Origin of the sequence: Qipengyuania rhodophyticola (assembly GCF_042493225.1) — a bacterium.
Classification (GTDB): domain Bacteria; phylum Pseudomonadota; class Alphaproteobacteria; order Sphingomonadales; family Sphingomonadaceae; genus Erythrobacter.
Map to the genome: position 1 here is coordinate 2,682,793 of NZ_CP170454.1, position 14,532 is coordinate 2,697,324.

Here is a 14,532-nt window from a genome sequence, read left to right on the forward strand (position 1 = left end):
ATGCCATGACCCTTGTAACCATGAAACGCGACAATCCATCAAAAACGGGCAAAAAACCCGCAGGCGCGAAGCGCAAACCGGCAGGCCGCGCATATCAGCGGCCGCGTGGCGGGGCCGCCAAGCCAATCTCTGACTTGATGCCGCAAATCGGACGCACCGCATTTCGCCGGTTTGGCTTCGTCCAAAGCTCTGTCGTGTCGCGTTGGCCAGAGATTGTCGGACCCACGCACGCCAAAGTTTGCGTGCCGCAAGCTATCCGGTTTCCGCCCGGCGAGAAGTCGGAGGGCATTCTGGAACTGGTAGTACTGCCCGCCCATGCCCCGCTAATCCAACATGTGATCCCCGAAATAATCGAGCGGGTGAACCGCTTTTTCGGCTACAGCGCGGTGGCACGGGTCAAAATTCGGCAAGGCGACGTTAAGCCGCCAGCTGCCAAGGAAAAACAAAAGCCACCTCCATCGCTCAAACCGATACCGATGGAGTTGGGGGAAAGTCTGCGTGATATTGGCGACCCGGAGCTGCGAACAGTTCTGGAGTCTCTGGCGCGGGGCTTGGGGTCGGATGAAACAGAAGCTTCAGAATAATATGCAAAAATTGACCTCTTTAGCGGCGCTTGCGCTCGCCGGCCTGATGGCTCTCGGCAATCCTGCCATTGCCCAGAGCGGTGCCAAGGATGCGGCCACTGATAAACCCGCAAGCGGCAATTGGTCGCGTGAAATCACGCAGGTTCGCAATGGCCACGTTATTGGCAACCCCAATGCCGAGGCAAAGCTCACTGCCTTCATCAGCTATACTTGTTCCCATTGCGCCACCTTCGCTAAACAAGGCGAAACGCTGTTGCTGCTTGCCTATGTGCCGTCAGGAAAAGTCAGCCTGGAAGTCCGCCATTTGCTGCGCGATCCGGTGGATCTGACCGCAGCCATGCTGACCCAATGCGGTGACGCCGAGAACTTTCCGCTCAATCATTCAGCGATGATGCATGGCCAAAGCAAGTGGATGGAGATCGCCCAAAAGGCCACACAGGCGCAGCGCGCGCGGTGGCAATATGGCGCGCCTGCGAAACGTCGCCGAGCGATTGCCAGCGACCTTGGTTTTTACGATCTGATGAAACGGCGCGGATATGATCGGGTAGAGCTCGACCAGTGCCTTGCCGATGATGAGAAAGCGGCTCAGCTTGCCGAGACAAGTCAAGCCGACGCGCAAGCATTCGCAATTGCATCAACCCCGAGCTTCTTGCTTGATGGTGCGCTTATGGAGGGGGTCCATGGCTGGCGAGGCTTGCAGCCTGCGCTTGACCAATATTTCGTTAGCCCCAATCTTGGCCAAGACAGCGAATAGCGTTGATCAAAGCCTCTCGCGCGGCCAGCAGATTTAATGTGATTACCCTCGCAAATTTGCTAGGTAGCAAGCTGTTCAAAAGAGTGGTTACCTCGCTTCACCACGCACCCTCCTTGGTATAACATCATAGGTTAGATAAAAGGAAAGACGACACATGGCTCTTACTCGCCGGTTCACATTGGGAATGATTGCTGCGCCCCTGGCGCTTGGCCTTGCTGCGTGCAGTAGCGCGGACGCAGATGAGGCTGCGATTGATGCAGAGCCAATCGCCGAGATTGCCGCACCAGAAGGCACTGAGTGGACCGATGTCGTCGAAGTGTCAGAGTATGATGGCTATGTTATCGGCAATCCCGATGCGCCGATTAAGGTCATCGAATACGCCTCGCTGACCTGTCCTGCTTGTGCTGCGTTTTCGATGGATGGCGCAGCGCAGCTTAAGGCCGAATATGTGAGCACAGGCCGCGTCAGCTATGAATTGCGCAATCAAATTCACGGACCGCATGACTTGATGTTAGCGCAGCTGGTGCGCTGCGGCGCAGACGAGAGCTTCCACCCGCTTTCCGATCAAGTCTGGGCTGACCTCAATGGCGTGCTTGGCCCCGTATTCCAGAACCAGGATGCCTTTGGGCAAGCGCTACAATTGCCAGAAGCCGAGCGTTTTGTTGCCGCCGCAGAGGTCGCTGGCTTCTATGACTTCTTTGCCGCGCGCGGCGTGAGCGAAGACCAGGCCCGCACCTGTCTCGCAGATTTCCAAGCGATGGAAACCATTGCGAACAACTCCAATACCCAAGGCCAAGAGTTCGGAGTGACCGGCACGCCGACTTTCTTCGTCAACGGTGTAAAGCAAGACGGCGTTCTGAACTGGGCCGGCCTTGAACCGATCCTTCAAAGGGCTGGCGCGCGGTAAACTCAGTACGCGCTAGAGCGATAGCCACAAGGCAAGAGGGGGACAGGCAAGAACGATGCTCATCAAGAAGCTTAAATTAAGCGGCTTCAAGAGCTTCGTCGAACCTGCCGAATTGCGGGTTGAGCCCGGCCTGACCGGGGTCGTTGGCCCCAATGGCTGCGGCAAATCTAACCTGCTCGAAGCAATCCGCTGGGTCATGGGCGAAAACTCGCCCAAGAGCATGCGGTCCGGCGGCATGGATGATGTGATTTTTGCGGGCACCGAAACGCGCCCTCCCCGCGATTTTGCCGAAGTTGTTCTGAGCGGCGAGACCTCCGACAGTGAAGAGCTGGAAGTCGTCCGCCGGATTGAGCGCGGCGCAGGCAGCGCATACCGCGTTAATGGCAAGGACGTGCGAGCAAAAGACGTATCGCTAACCTTCGCCGATGCCGCGACGGGCGCGCATTCTCCCGCTTTGGTAAGTCAGGGCAAGATCGCTCAGGTCATCGCTGCAAAGCCAGCCGAACGCCGCCAAATGCTTGAGGAAGCAGCGGGCATAGCGGGCCTGCATGTACGCCGCCGCGATGCCGAGAGCAAATTGCGCTCTACGGAGAAAAATCTCGAGCGACTCGAAGACTTGATGGCTGGTCTCGACAGCCAGATTTCTGCGCTACGCCGCCAAGCCAAGCAGGCTGAACGCTACGCCAAACTCTCTGACCAGATCCGCAGCGCCGAAGCGCGGCTAGTCTACGCCCGCTGGCGCGATGCAGCCGCTGCGGCTGACGAAGCGAAAGCAGCCGCCGCTAGCGCTGAAGCCCGCGTTTCCGCCGCGCAAGAAGCAAGCGATGCCGCACAAAAGGCGCAAGGCCAAGCCGCCATTGCGCTCAATGACGCGCGCGAAGAATTGGCCGACCGCCGCGACGATGCAAGCGCACATGGCCACCGGATGGCGGCGCTGACCAGCAAGCTCGAAGCCGCCGAGCAGCGACTCGCTGACCTCGATCGCCAGAAGACCCGGTTGGAAGAAGATCGCGGCGATGCGGACCGGTTGACCAAGGATGCCGCAGAAGCGCTCGCTCGCCTCGCCAAAGAGCTGGAGGCTAGCGAGAAAGCGCTTGCATCCGATGAAGAACGGCGCCCTGCACTAGAAGCGAAACGAGAGGATGCCGAACGCGCCAGCCGCACCGCAGAACTCGCGCTTGCTAAGGCAACGGCGGATCACGCCGGGGTTGAGGCGGAATGGCGCGTGGTCGAAGCTGAGGTCGCTCAGGCGAAGCAGCGTCTCGAGCGTGTGCAGACCGAGCAGCAGCGGGTCGCCGAACAACGCGAAGCTCTGGCGGGGACAACCTCCGCGGATGATGTGAGCGAAGCCACAGCAAGGGCGGAGCAAGCAGCCCGGGCGCTAAGCGCAGCGCGGGTTGCTCTTGAGGGGCTCCAGACCCGTAAAACCGAGCTGCAAACCACGCGTGATGAAGCAGCCAGTGCACTTTCATCAGCCCGTGCAGAGCTTACCGGAATTGAGCGCGAGCACAGCGCGTTAGAGCGCGACCGGGCGGCACGGGCCAAGCAGGCGGAAAAGCGCTCGGGTCGCAAGCAAGCGATCGATGGGCTGCGCGCAAAACCGGGTTATGAACGCGCCCTCGCCGCCGTTTTGGGCCGCGATGGCAAGGCTTTGATCGGCGCGCCAAGCACTGGCGAAGAGGGTCGCTATTGGACCGGCGGCGCTACGCCGCGAACCGTCCCAGCCGCCCTCGCTGAACAGATTGACGATTGCCCAGCCGAACTAGCCGCCCGGCTAGCGCTGGTTCATGTCGCAACAAATGATGACGGTCGCACGCTTAAGCCGGGCGAATGGCTGGTGACGCTGGATGGACAACTTCGGCGCTGGGACGGGTTCATTGCGCGGGGCGAAGGGGCTGCAGAAGCCGCTCGGCTTGAGGCAGAAAACCGCTTTGCTGAGCTAGACGCGCAACTGCCCGCACTGCGCGATGCAGTTGCGAAAGCTGACGCTGCTCAGGCGGACGTGCAGGAAGAGCTGAGCACAGTCCAGCGCGATCTCATTGCCGCAGACCGGACAATTGCCGAGGCAGCGGAGCATGAGCGCGAAGCACTGCGCGAGGTTGACCGAGCCGAGGCTGAGCGCGAGCGTGTGGCGAACAGGCTGAACGAACTCGCCAAGGCCGACGGCGATATTGCTGAACAATTGAACGCCGCGCAAAGTGAGCTTGAGGCGGCGCAGACGAAGCACAGCGACCTACCCGACCCGCAAGCTGGCCGCGCTTCTTTGGAAGCAGCACAGGCAAAGAATGAAGCTGGGCGCACTGCACTACAGGCAGCAAGCGCAGAGCTGGCCGCGCATGATCAGGGGCTGGCCGTCGCGCGCGAACGAACGCAGGCGCAGCGCAGCGACATGACCAATTGGGAAGCGCGATCCGGCGAAGCGGCTCAGCGGCTTTCCGATATGGCGCGGCGCTTTGAAGAAATCGAAGAAGAGCGGGCGATTGTTGCGGCAAAGCCCGAGGGGTTGATCGAAGAGATCGAACAAGGCGACACCGTGCGCGCAAGGCTCGCGGAAGAGCTAGCCGCAGCGGAGGCGGACGTCGCCAAGGCTCTGGAGGCAGCGCAAGAGGCCGAGCGTGCCTTCGCGATGGCCAGCGAAGCCCTCGCCCAGACCCGAGAAGCACGAGCCGGCCTTGCAGCACGGGCGGAAAATCAGGAAACACGCCGAGTGGAAATGGCGCGCATTTCTGGCGAGCGCTTCCAATGCCCGCCACCAATGCTGCCTGAGCGATTTGAGTTTGAGGCAGAAAAGGTCAGTTCCTCGGAGCAAGAATCAGAAGAAATGGACCGTCTCACAGCCAGCCGCGAGCGGATCGGCCCGGTTAATTTAGTGGCTGCGGAAGAGCTGAAGCGGATCGAGGAAGAGCATGGTTCCAGCGCGCAGGAGCAGGCCGAGCTGGTCGAAGCGGTGAACCGGCTGCGCGGTTCGATTGGCAACCTGAACCGCGAAGGACGCGAGCGCCTGCGCGAAGCATTTGAGCAAGTCGACACACATTTCCGGCGCTTATTCACGAAGCTGTTTGAAGGGGGGCAAGCGCATCTTGCTCTGATCGATAGCGATGATCCGCTGGAGGCCGGCCTGGAGATCTATGCCCAGCCGCCTGGCAAACGATTACAATCGCTTACGCTGCTTTCCGGCGGCGAACAGGCGCTTACCGCAATCGCGCTGATCTTCGGACTTTTTCTGACAAACCCTGCACCAATTTGCGTTCTCGACGAGGTCGATGCGCCGCTCGATGATGCGAATATCGATCGCTTCTGCGACCTACTCGATTCGATGGTTCGGGAGACCACGACCCGCTATCTCATCGTCACACACAATGCCGTCACCATGAGCAGGATGCACCGATTGTTCGGCGTGACCATGATTGAGCAGGGAATTAGCCGGCTGGTTAGCGTCGATCTGGGTGAGGCGGAACTGCTCGCAGCAGAGTAACTGCGCGGCGGTTTAGCGTTCAATTAGGGGGCTAAACTAAGCGGCAAGCGCTCGGGACAAGTCTGCGCGGATTGACTTCAGTGCTGGCAGCACATCAGGGGAAAGCTCGCTTGCACCCTCTAGCGCTGCTCGAGCCCCCTTCAACGTAAAGCCTTGGACATTCACAAGGTCATTGATTTGCTCAATTAAAGCAACATCTTCCGGCCTGTAATAGCGTCGTCCCCCGCTCCGCTTAAGCGGAGACAATGGCGGAAATTGCTGCTCCCAATATCGCAGGACATGAGTCTTAATACCGAGTGCCTTGGCGACTTCACCGATCGTTCGAAGTGCGTCCTGATCTTTGCCGTCCTCGAACTCGGTGCTCATAGTCTATCCTTTGGCAATCTGCTCTTTCAGCAATTGGCTGGCTCGGAAGGTCAAAACCCGGCGAGACGTAATCGGCACTTCGACCCCAGTTTTGGGATTACGGCCCACACGTTCGTTCTTATCGCGTAAAATGAAGCTCCCGAAACCGGAAATTTTCACATTCTCTCCGCGATCAAGCGCACGTGACATTTGATCAAGAATAGCCTCGACCAGATCAAGCGATTCAGCCCGGCTAAAACCAAGCTTACGATTGATCGTCTCAGCCAAATCGGCGCGAGTAAGAGTACCAATAGACGACATAATCATGTCTCCTTGCCTAGCGCGACCCCGGTTGAAAGTAATAGCGGTAGTTTACAAGTTTGTTCGACTTTGCGCAACAATCTCAGCCGAAAATTCTTAATAATTTCACAAGCGGAGCAGTGATGCCCCCCAAGTGAAGCCCCCGCCCATCGCCTCAAACATCACCAAATCACCGGGCTGAATCCGTCCGTCTTTCACTCCAACATCTAATGCGAGCGGCACAGATGCAGCCGAGGTATTGGCATGTCTGTCGACCGTTACGATCACTTTTTCGGAAGGTAAATCAAGCTTTCGCGCAGTCGCAGTGAGTATCCGCGCGTTGGCTTGGTGGGGGACGATCCAGTCAATTTCCTCCGATGAAAAACCCGTATCTTCAAGCACTTCCTTGAGAACGCCAGCCAAATTTACGACTGCGTGGCGGAACACCTCACGCCCTCGCATGCGCAATTTGCCGACTGTCCCAGTTGTTGATGGGCCGCCGTCAACATAGAGCAACTCTTTATGCGCTCCATCAGCATGCAACCGGCTCGCGAGCACCCCTGGCCCGTCTTCTGCAACCTCTTGCGCATCCAAGACAATTGCGCCGGCGCCATCGCCAAAAAGCACACAAGTAGTGCGGTCTTCCCAATCAAGTATTCGGCTAAAAGTTTCTGCGCCAATGACCAAAGCGCGCTTCGCCTGGCCTGTTTTGAGCAGCGAATCGGCGACGCTCAGCGCATAGAGAAAGCCCGAGCACACAGCCTGGACATCAAAAGCGATCCCGCCGCCGCATCCGAGCGCGTGCTGAACCTGGGTCGCAGTTGCAGGAAATGTGTTGTCTGGCGTGGCAGTCGCCAAAATGATCAGATCAATTGATGCAGGGTCAACGCCTGCGCTCGCGCACGCATCACGCGCCGCTGCGGTGGCCAGGGTTGAGGTCGTCTCATGTTCGCTCGCAATATAACGCTGGCGAATGCCCGTCCGTTCAACGATCCATTCGTCGCTTGTGTCGACGCGTTCGGCCAGTTCCGCATTAGAGACACAGGTCTTTGGCAAAGCCGACCCTGTCCCCAAAAGGACAGAGCGGATCACTTGGCCGCCTCCCCGTTGCTGTTTGAGCTCTCTCGCAAACGAGCCTCGCCGAGCGCGGCAAGATCGCTGGCAATTCGCTGAGTCAGGTCATTTTCCAGGAGGCTGGCAGTCACATCCACCGCATTGGCGACGCCGGTTGCATTCGCGCTGCCGTGGCTCTTGACGATCACACCATTAAGGCCAAGGAACACCGCGCCATTGTGATTGTTGGGATCAAGATGATGCTTGAGCAACTCAGTTGCGGGGCGTGAGACGAGAAAACCGATCTTCGAGCGCAGAGAACTGGTGAAAGCACTGCGCAGCAAATCGGTTACGAAACGCGCGGCACCCTCAATCGCTTTTAGGGCGATATTGCCGGAGAAGCCGTCAGTCACCACCACATCTACCTCGCCGCGATTGATCTTGTCGCTCTCAACAAAACCATCAAACGACATGGCAAGACCGGTGGCTTCCTGAAGCTGCGTCGCAGCATCGCGAAGCGATTCTGTGCCTTTGATTTCCTCGGTGCCGATGTTGAGCAAGCGCACGCGCGGTTCTTCGCGCCCGGTCAAAATCCGCGAATAGGCCGCGCCCATAATCGCAAATTGAACTAGGTTGCGGGCGCCCGCATCAGTGTTCGCGCCGAGGTCCAGCATGACCACATCGTCTTCTTCAAGGGTTGGCATCACCGCCGCAAGTGCGGGCCGATCGATGCCAGGCATTGTGCGCAGTGCGAGCTTGCTCATCGCCATGAGAGCGCCAGTGTTGCCCGCGCTCACTGCAGCACCTGCATCGCCTTGTTTTACGGCATTTACCGCGAGACCCATCGAGGTCGTCTTAGCCCGGCGGATCGCGCGGCTGGGCAATTCATCGCCTTCCACCACATCATCGCAGTGGAGGATTTCGGATGCACCGCGCAAGTTAGGATGCGCATCAAGCGCACCCTTAATGGTCGGCTCATCGCCAACCAGCAGGAACTTGAAATGACTATGCCGATGGCGCGCAAGAGCAGCACCTTCGACCATAACTCGCACGCCTTCATCACCGCCCATCGCATCAATGGCGATACGCGGTAAACTCATAGCGCTCTCCGATCAGCTTCGTTTAGAGGCCGACGGCAACGACTTCACGGCCGTTGTAATAGCCACAATGCGGGCAAAGGTTGTGCGGACGCTTCAGCTCGCCGCAGTTAGAGCATTCATGGAATGCCTCAACCTTGAGCGAATCGTGAGCCCGGCGGTTGCCGCGGCGATGTGGCGATACTTTTCTCTTAGGGACAGCCATAGCGGCACCTGTTCCTCAAACAATTCAATTCGTTTCGTGTAACCGCTTAGGCGAAGGCGCCATGCCGCACAAGTGTTTGCGCAGCGCTAGACGTCCCGACTGATGCGGTGAAGCGGCGGCGTATAGCCTTTTTTGGCTTAAGCGCAACCCTATCTGATCGGTATATTGGTTGCAAAACACAACTCACTTCTTGCTCGCGGCCCCGACCGCAATTATGCACGTGCTTCTGACGGGAAGGAACTGCTATGATTTTACCGACGACTCTATGCATGGCTGCAGCGGCCTCAATCCTGGCTGCATGGCTGATGATCCGGGTGGGCAAGGTCCGCCTTGGCGAAAATGTACTCATCGGTGACGGTGGGAACGACATGGTGACCCGGCGCATGCGGGCGCACGCAAACTTTGTTGAGAACACCCCCTTCGCGCTCATTCTGGTCGCGGCGATCGAGTTTGCTGGCAAAGGCGATCCGTGGCTGCCTGTTGTCGCCGCATTGTTTATCTTTGGCCGCGTTGCGCACGCTTTTGGCATGGATGGAGGAGCACTGGAAAAGGGCCGGCTCATCGGCACACTCATCACCTTACTGAGCCATTTGGGACTTGGCATCGTTGCGGTCCTGATCGTGCTTGGCGTGATTTAGTTCAGCTAAACTTCGCGCAGGCTGTTTCGGCGTTCTGGCATTGCCTCTGGCAAACAGATGTCCCATGCCAGCCCGGCTTTCTCCAGGCAGCAGATAAAGAGAAATCCCAAATCGAGCTGCCCAGGCTTCAAGCCCATGCGCGCACTACCTGGGTATGCATGATGGTTATTATGCCAAGCCTCCCCCATTGTCGGGATGGCCGCCCAAGGCACATCGTGCGCCTGTACGCCGGAACTTTCGACGATCCAGCTTTGCGGACCGACATTATGCGCAAGATAACCGACAAACCAATGGCCATGCACGGTAATGGCAACCCGCGCGCACACGCCCCAGACGACCCAGCCCCAGCCGCCCACCAGCCATAGGATGATCGCAATCGGCATTTGCTGAAGCATCCAGGTCTTCTCAAGGAAACGGTAAAACCGCTCCCGCTCTACGCTGCGCAAATCATAATCTGGCGGACAATCAAGCTGAAGCGTGCAATGCAATTGCCACCACGCATCATGCAGTATGGATTTTCCATGCGCGAGATAGGGATGGCAGACTGGCTCCCGCTGAGCCCAATCGCGCAGGTCATGCGTCCGAATAATCCATAAAGGCCCGCTCATTCCAGCGACTGTGCCTGCCCAGACAAGAAACTTCGCGATGAGAGGCTTTGTCTTGAAACTGCCATGGATCAACAATCTGTGAAATCCCACAGAATGACCCAGCAATACCGCTGCCCCTGTTAAGATGACAAAGACTGCAAAGGCTGACCATGTGAAAGTCGCGGGGCCCGCAATAAGTGCGACGCCCAACATTCCGCCATTCCAAAGACTATGAACCGGATCCCATTTTACGGTACCTGTTGACGCATTCGCTCCCCGGGTTGGAATGATCCAGTTCACTTCGCATCGGTCGCGGCTCATGGGGGAGCTCCCATCATAATCCGATGAAACATCGAATTTCTAACGCGGTTTTACCGAGCCCGCAAAAGACCACATAGTGCAAATGATGCACCATCCATTCTAACTTATTAGATTATGATGCAGGGTGCGCACCACTTAAGCGTAAATCAAGAAAGCGCGTAATCGCTCACAAACTGATTGGTCTTGCGTTCCTGACCGAACGTGCTGGTCGGCCCGTGCCCGGGAATGAAGGTGATGTCATTGCCGAGCGGCCATAGCTTTTGCGTAATCGCGTCGAGCAAGTCTTGATGATTGCCCATCGGGAAGTCGGTCCGGCCAATACTGCCCTGAAATAGCACATCGCCGACAATCGCAAACTTGCTGGGTCCGTGGAAGAACACGACATGGCCCGGCGTGTGCCCGGGGCAATGGATCACATCCAGCTCCAGCTCGCCCACAGTCACTTTGTCGCCGCACTCAAGCCAGCGATCCGGCTCAAACACCTCGCCGCGAATGCCATATTTGCGGCCATCCTCATCCAGCCGCGAGATCCAGAACCGGTCCGCCTCATGCGGCCCTTCAATCTTCAGGCCCAGCTCTTTGGCGAGGATCCCGCTTTCGCCGCAATGGTCAATATGACCATGTGTGATGAGGATTTTCTCGAGCGTGACACCGGTTTGCGCGACCGCCGCTTTGAGTTTGTCCAGATCGCCGCCCGGATCAATCAGCGCGCCCTTCATGGTCTTGGTGCACCAGATCAGCGAGCAGTTTTGCTGCAAAGGCGTAACAGGAACGATAGCGGCCTTCATGGGCGGCTGCTTAGTTTCGGGAAGCGCGTCAGTCATGGCACTCAAATGGCGATGACACGACTTGGAAGCAAGAGTAATAGGCAATGCTATGGAAGACTTGCTCTATCGAGAAGCCACCCAAGCCGATCTATCTATCTTGGACATTTTGGCGGCGGAAGACGAAATTGGAGCATCTCGTGATGCTTTGCGGCCAGACCACTTGGATCAGGCAAGAGAAGGTCTGAGCGCGATATGCGCAGACCCATGCCACCATCTCTACATGGTTGAACGGACTGGAGATGTCGTCGGGAGCTTTCAACTAAGCTTCATCCCCGGTGTATCGCGACACGGTGCATGGCGTGGGCAGATCGAGAGCGTGAGGGTGACAAAGGCGTTACGCGGTCAAGGTATCGGCGAAGCAATGATGTGCTGGGCAATTGAACGCTGCAAGGAGCGAGGATGTGGTATTGTTCAATTAACGAGCGACACAAATCGCGAAGCAGCGCACCGGTTTTATAGGCGCCTGGGATTTCGCGCCAGCCATACCGGATTCAAGTTGAAACTAGGCTAAACCCTACCCCCTTTCCACACCACGCGGCCAATGATCTCCGCCTCCTCGCTCGCAAGCTCAATTGGCGGGTACGCCTCATTTGCGCTGACCAGCTTCACGCGGCCACGCGCGCTGAGCTGAACTTGCTTCACATGAAGCGCATCACCAATCCGCACGACGTGAATGCCCTCGCCCGCGCGCTTATTGCGATCGACAAAAATCTCGTCTCCGCTGCGAAGGAGAGGCTCCATCGAGTCGCCTTCAACGCGAATGGCTGACAAATCGGCGCTCTCCAAACCCATCTCGCGCAGCCACCGGCGAGAGAAACGAAATGCGTCGAAGGAAATTTCCTCTGCACTGAAGGATCCCGGACCAGCTGAGGCATCGAGCGGTAGGCGCGGGACAGAAATAAAATCCTCATCCCTCGATTTGGGCGGAAACGCATCACGTTCTGCTCCTAGCACCGCCTCATCCACACCAAAGAACTCTGCGAGTTTGCGGCGGTCCCCCTCCTCAAGCTTGCGCGGGCTCCCCTTGCGCACAAATTGCTGAAGATAGCTCGGATTACGGCCAAGCATTGCCGACAAAGACGCGAGGCTAACGCGCCCTTCGCCCGCTAAACGCAGCAATTCCGCGCGCTCCGCTCCATCCTCTAGATCATCATCCGCCATGCCAAATTCCCTCATATCCAAGAAAATTCCTATAGCATAGGATTTTTCCTAGACAAGTAGGAAATTGAATGGAACAAATTAGGAACAATAAGCGAATCACTTCATAACAATGGCCTCCATTTCAGGTCCAACTTAAGGGGAACCCGATGCTAATCCGGTCTGTCGAAACGTTTCTTCGTCAACATGATATGCCTGCAACCAAGTTTGGCCGGCTGGCTGCACATGACCCGCGCTTTGTGCTGGATTTGCGCATGGGGCGTGAACCGCGCCAGGCCACTGAGGCCCGTATTCGCGCCTTTATGGAAGGCTTTCAGGCGGCGCAGGAGCACGCAAATGTCGGATGAGAGCCAGACACCAGCGACAAGCAAAAAACGTCGCATTGCTCGCCGCACGCCGGGCGACCGATTGCGCGATGCGATCATGACACTCGGCGCGCATCACGGGCAAGTGCTGAGCCATGACGAGAAGGCTTGGGCCAGCATCACCTTTGCAGGCACACGCCATTCGTTTTCGCTGCTGTTTGCAGGGGCGGAAGCCGTGGCAGCGGGCGAAGAGCTGATCGCCGAACTGCCCGAGCATGAATTCACTATCGCTGGTCAACTTGTGGCGGATGCGGCGGTCAGCAGCGCAGATCATCGTATGTTGCCATCCCCGCGCCTGGTAGTGGATTGCGAGATACTCATGCTGGAAGAGGGGTGAAAGGGAGCCGCGCTTTGGGAGCCATGATGAACTAAGAGAGGAGCTCTCGCCGGAGCGATCAACCCGAGCGAGAGTATGCCTCTTTCATCCAGCCCTTCACCTCATCATCAAAGCTCGCCATATCCTCCAGGCGGACCCTATGACTGCACATCGCGTTATAGATCTCCAACCGATCGGTTGGTTCATCGCCCTTTAGCGCCACCCCCAAGTCAATCCGCGTTTTCGTCGCCGGCGTAATGAGCGCAAACTGCTTCTTGCGGCGCAAACTGACGCTAGCTTTCTTTGGTGCAATTTCGACGTCTGAGCCAAGCGACTGCGCAAATACTACGATCTCTTCATATAGCGGGCGCAAATCCGCTTTGGCACCGGCATATTGCAACTCGACTAGGTCGACTTCCTCACCGGTTTCGCGTGCCTTTGACGCGATCAGATTGGCAAAGCCGTGGCTAACGCCATGCTCCTCTTTCAACAGTTTCATGATCGCTCCATGCTTTTCGAGACCGCTCTTTGCGATCAGCGCGATCCATTCATGCAAAGCCTTGCCCGTCTTCTCGGGTATATTTGCCAGCATGGTTGCCAGTTGATCTTCCGGTGAGCTGCTCATTTTCGGATCCCCTCTCTTAGATTTTTTGGATGGTTTCGAACGGCCAATGTTCGGACCGGGAGGATTTCGGGGTGAATGGCTGCGCAAGCCCCATCACGCCAAGCATCATGCGAGTGCCCAGCGTTGGCCTCCCCGTTTCCACCACGGATTTAAAGGTTTCGACGATAAATTTGCCACCTTGCGCCATACCGTTTTCGGTCTTGGTCCCGGCTGGCACATTGGTCGTGACCAGAGAAAAATTGGTTCCACCTGCAACCGCCTCCAATTCGTATGTCACCGTACAAGGCGAGTCATCATACCCTGTGAACTTGAAGGTGTGCGAATATCGGTTTGGTGGGTCGAATTCCAAGACGCGTCCAACCACACTGCGATATTTGCCATTGGTGGTTTCCATGGCAATCGGCGCGCCAACCTTCAGCTCACCCGTCGTTTTGCAGACCGAACCGAAGAAGAACGGTAGCATTTCATCGGTTTTAACGAGCTCGTTCCAGACCTTCTCGACCGGAGCCTCGATAAAGATTTTGTAGATCGCTTTGTCTGCAATGGGATTGTCACTGCTCATGGTTTCCCCCTGTTCTTGCCGCCCCCTCGGCGGCCTGTTTGATCGATGTAAGGCGCGAGGCAAAGTGACCGCTGAAGAGGTCGGTCCACCTGTCGTAAATCCGCTGAATCGGCACCGCATTGATATAGAGTCTGCGCGAGCGGCCATCCTTCTCGCTGATGATCAGGTCAGCTTGCTCGAGGACCCTAAGATGCTGAATAATGGCAATGCGGCTCACATCGAAATGGCTCGCAAGCTTGCCCACTGGGAGCCCTGGTTCATTGCGCAACAGATCGAGTATGGCACGGCGGGTTTCATGCGCTAGCGCCTGAAAGATCTCGTCCATGTCCGATTCGGTAATCATGTAATTACATAATTACATTTAGGATCAGTTGTCAAATCGGCGGATCAAGTTTGAAGTGATCCAGCAATCG

19 protein-coding genes are annotated in these 14,532 nt (G+C 57.2%); 8 read left to right on the plus strand and 11 right to left on the minus strand.

All coding sequences use genetic code 11. The annotated features are described in order from the left end of the window. Nucleotides 1–5 precede the first annotated feature (5 nt). The 4 genes from ACFCXQ_RS12890 to ACFCXQ_RS12905 all read left to right on the plus strand — a co-directional run bounded on the left by ACFCXQ_RS12890 (nt 6) and on the right by ACFCXQ_RS12905 (nt 5,720). Nucleotides 6–584 carry a DUF721 domain-containing protein gene (locus tag ACFCXQ_RS12890; RefSeq protein ID WP_379551204.1) on the plus strand — a complete coding sequence of 193 codons (579 nt, stop codon included), beginning with the start codon at nt 6–8 and terminating at the stop codon, nt 582–584. Between the two features lies 1 nt (nt 585). Beyond that, nucleotides 586–1,338: a thioredoxin domain-containing protein gene (locus ACFCXQ_RS12895; protein ID WP_379551206.1), complete on the plus strand. Its 753-nt coding sequence runs from the start codon at nt 586–588 to the stop codon at nt 1,336–1,338. A 154-nt stretch (nt 1,339–1,492) separates the two neighbouring features. Further along, nucleotides 1,493–2,245, plus strand: a complete 753-nt coding sequence (locus tag ACFCXQ_RS12900; RefSeq protein WP_379551208.1) for a thioredoxin domain-containing protein — start codon at nt 1,493–1,495, stop codon at nt 2,243–2,245. 55 nt (nt 2,246–2,300) lie between these two features. Next, nucleotides 2,301–5,720, plus strand: a complete 3,420-nt coding sequence (locus ACFCXQ_RS12905; RefSeq protein WP_379551210.1) for an AAA family ATPase — start codon at nt 2,301–2,303, stop codon at nt 5,718–5,720. Between the two features lie 36 nt (nt 5,721–5,756). On the opposite strand, the gene ACFCXQ_RS12910 is transcribed toward ACFCXQ_RS12905, so the two are convergent. The 5 genes from ACFCXQ_RS12910 to rpmF form a co-directional block, all read right to left on the minus strand. Beyond that, nucleotides 5,757–6,086 carry a MerR family transcriptional regulator gene (locus ACFCXQ_RS12910; protein ID WP_379551212.1) on the minus strand — a complete coding sequence of 110 codons (330 nt, stop codon included), beginning with the start codon at nt 6,084–6,086 and terminating at the stop codon, nt 5,757–5,759. A gap of 3 nt (nt 6,087–6,089) precedes the next feature. Continuing rightward, the gene (locus ACFCXQ_RS12915; RefSeq protein WP_379551214.1) at nt 6,090–6,386 is read right to left on the minus strand and encodes an integration host factor subunit alpha; all 297 of its coding nucleotides are present in this window, start codon (nt 6,384–6,386) and stop codon (nt 6,090–6,092) included. Nucleotides 6,387–6,491: 105 nt separating this feature from the next. Beyond that, on the minus strand, nt 6,492–7,457 hold the full coding sequence (locus ACFCXQ_RS12920) for a beta-ketoacyl-ACP synthase III (RefSeq protein WP_379551216.1): 966 nt from the start codon (nt 7,455–7,457) through the stop codon (nt 6,492–6,494). Then, nucleotides 7,454–8,518 carry a phosphate acyltransferase PlsX gene (gene plsX, locus ACFCXQ_RS12925; protein WP_379551218.1) on the minus strand — a complete coding sequence of 355 codons (1,065 nt, stop codon included), beginning with the start codon at nt 8,516–8,518 and terminating at the stop codon, nt 7,454–7,456. The genes ACFCXQ_RS12920 and plsX overlap by 4 nt, the downstream gene beginning before the upstream one ends. Nucleotides 8,519–8,540: 22 nt before the next feature. Further along, on the minus strand, nt 8,541–8,720 hold the full coding sequence (gene rpmF / locus ACFCXQ_RS12930) for a 50S ribosomal protein L32 (RefSeq protein WP_165197281.1): 180 nt from the start codon (nt 8,718–8,720) through the stop codon (nt 8,541–8,543). A gap of 245 nt (nt 8,721–8,965) precedes the next feature. On the opposite strand from rpmF, the gene ACFCXQ_RS12935 reads away from it, so the two are divergent. Beyond that, the gene (locus tag ACFCXQ_RS12935; protein ID WP_379551221.1) at nt 8,966–9,358 is read left to right on the plus strand and encodes an MAPEG family protein; all 393 of its coding nucleotides are present in this window, start codon (nt 8,966–8,968) and stop codon (nt 9,356–9,358) included. A 5-nt stretch (nt 9,359–9,363) separates the two neighbouring features. Here the strand turns inward: ACFCXQ_RS12935 and ACFCXQ_RS12940 are convergent, their stop codons facing one another. Continuing rightward, a complete protein-coding gene (locus ACFCXQ_RS12940) occupies nt 9,364–10,266 on the minus strand; it encodes an acyl-CoA desaturase (protein ID WP_379551223.1) in 903 nt (300 codons plus the stop codon). 146 nt (nt 10,267–10,412) lie between these two features. After that, nucleotides 10,413–11,054, minus strand: a complete 642-nt coding sequence (locus ACFCXQ_RS12945) for an MBL fold metallo-hydrolase (RefSeq protein WP_379551225.1) — start codon at nt 11,052–11,054, stop codon at nt 10,413–10,415. Nucleotides 11,055–11,142: 88 nt separating this feature from the next. Between ACFCXQ_RS12945 and ACFCXQ_RS12950 the strand changes: the two genes are divergently transcribed. Continuing rightward, nucleotides 11,143–11,604 carry a GNAT family N-acetyltransferase gene (locus ACFCXQ_RS12950; protein ID WP_379551227.1) on the plus strand — a complete coding sequence of 154 codons (462 nt, stop codon included), beginning with the start codon at nt 11,143–11,145 and terminating at the stop codon, nt 11,602–11,604. Here the strand turns inward: ACFCXQ_RS12950 and ACFCXQ_RS12955 are convergent. Beyond that, a complete protein-coding gene (locus ACFCXQ_RS12955) occupies nt 11,601–12,254 on the minus strand; it encodes a S24 family peptidase (protein ID WP_379551229.1) in 654 nt (217 codons plus the stop codon). The two genes, ACFCXQ_RS12950 and ACFCXQ_RS12955, sit on opposite strands and share 4 nt — an antisense overlap. A 146-nt stretch (nt 12,255–12,400) precedes the next feature. Here ACFCXQ_RS12955 and ACFCXQ_RS12960 point away from each other — a divergent pair, with 146 nt between their 5' ends. After that, complete coding sequence (locus tag ACFCXQ_RS12960; RefSeq protein WP_379551231.1) at nt 12,401–12,598, plus strand: hypothetical protein; 198 nt, start codon at nt 12,401–12,403, stop codon at nt 12,596–12,598. Further along, complete coding sequence (locus ACFCXQ_RS12965) at nt 12,588–12,953, plus strand: hypothetical protein (protein ID WP_379551233.1); 366 nt, start codon at nt 12,588–12,590, stop codon at nt 12,951–12,953. Before ACFCXQ_RS12960 ends, ACFCXQ_RS12965 begins: the two co-directional genes overlap by 11 nt. A gap of 58 nt (nt 12,954–13,011) precedes the next feature. On the opposite strand, the gene ACFCXQ_RS12970 is transcribed toward ACFCXQ_RS12965, so the two are convergent. Genes ACFCXQ_RS12970 through ACFCXQ_RS12980 form a run of 3 tightly spaced genes read right to left on the minus strand, consistent with a single transcriptional unit; the run spans nt 13,012 to nt 14,462 of the window. Beyond that, a complete protein-coding gene (locus tag ACFCXQ_RS12970) occupies nt 13,012–13,557 on the minus strand; it encodes a DUF4287 domain-containing protein (RefSeq protein WP_379551235.1) in 546 nt (181 codons plus the stop codon). 16 nt (nt 13,558–13,573) lie between these two features. Further along, complete coding sequence (locus tag ACFCXQ_RS12975; protein WP_379551237.1) at nt 13,574–14,119, minus strand: SRPBCC domain-containing protein; 546 nt, start codon at nt 14,117–14,119, stop codon at nt 13,574–13,576. Then, nucleotides 14,109–14,462: an ArsR/SmtB family transcription factor gene (locus ACFCXQ_RS12980; protein WP_379551239.1), complete on the minus strand. Its 354-nt coding sequence runs from the start codon at nt 14,460–14,462 to the stop codon at nt 14,109–14,111. Before ACFCXQ_RS12980 ends, ACFCXQ_RS12975 begins: the two co-directional genes overlap by 11 nt. Nucleotides 14,463–14,532 lie beyond the last annotated feature (70 nt).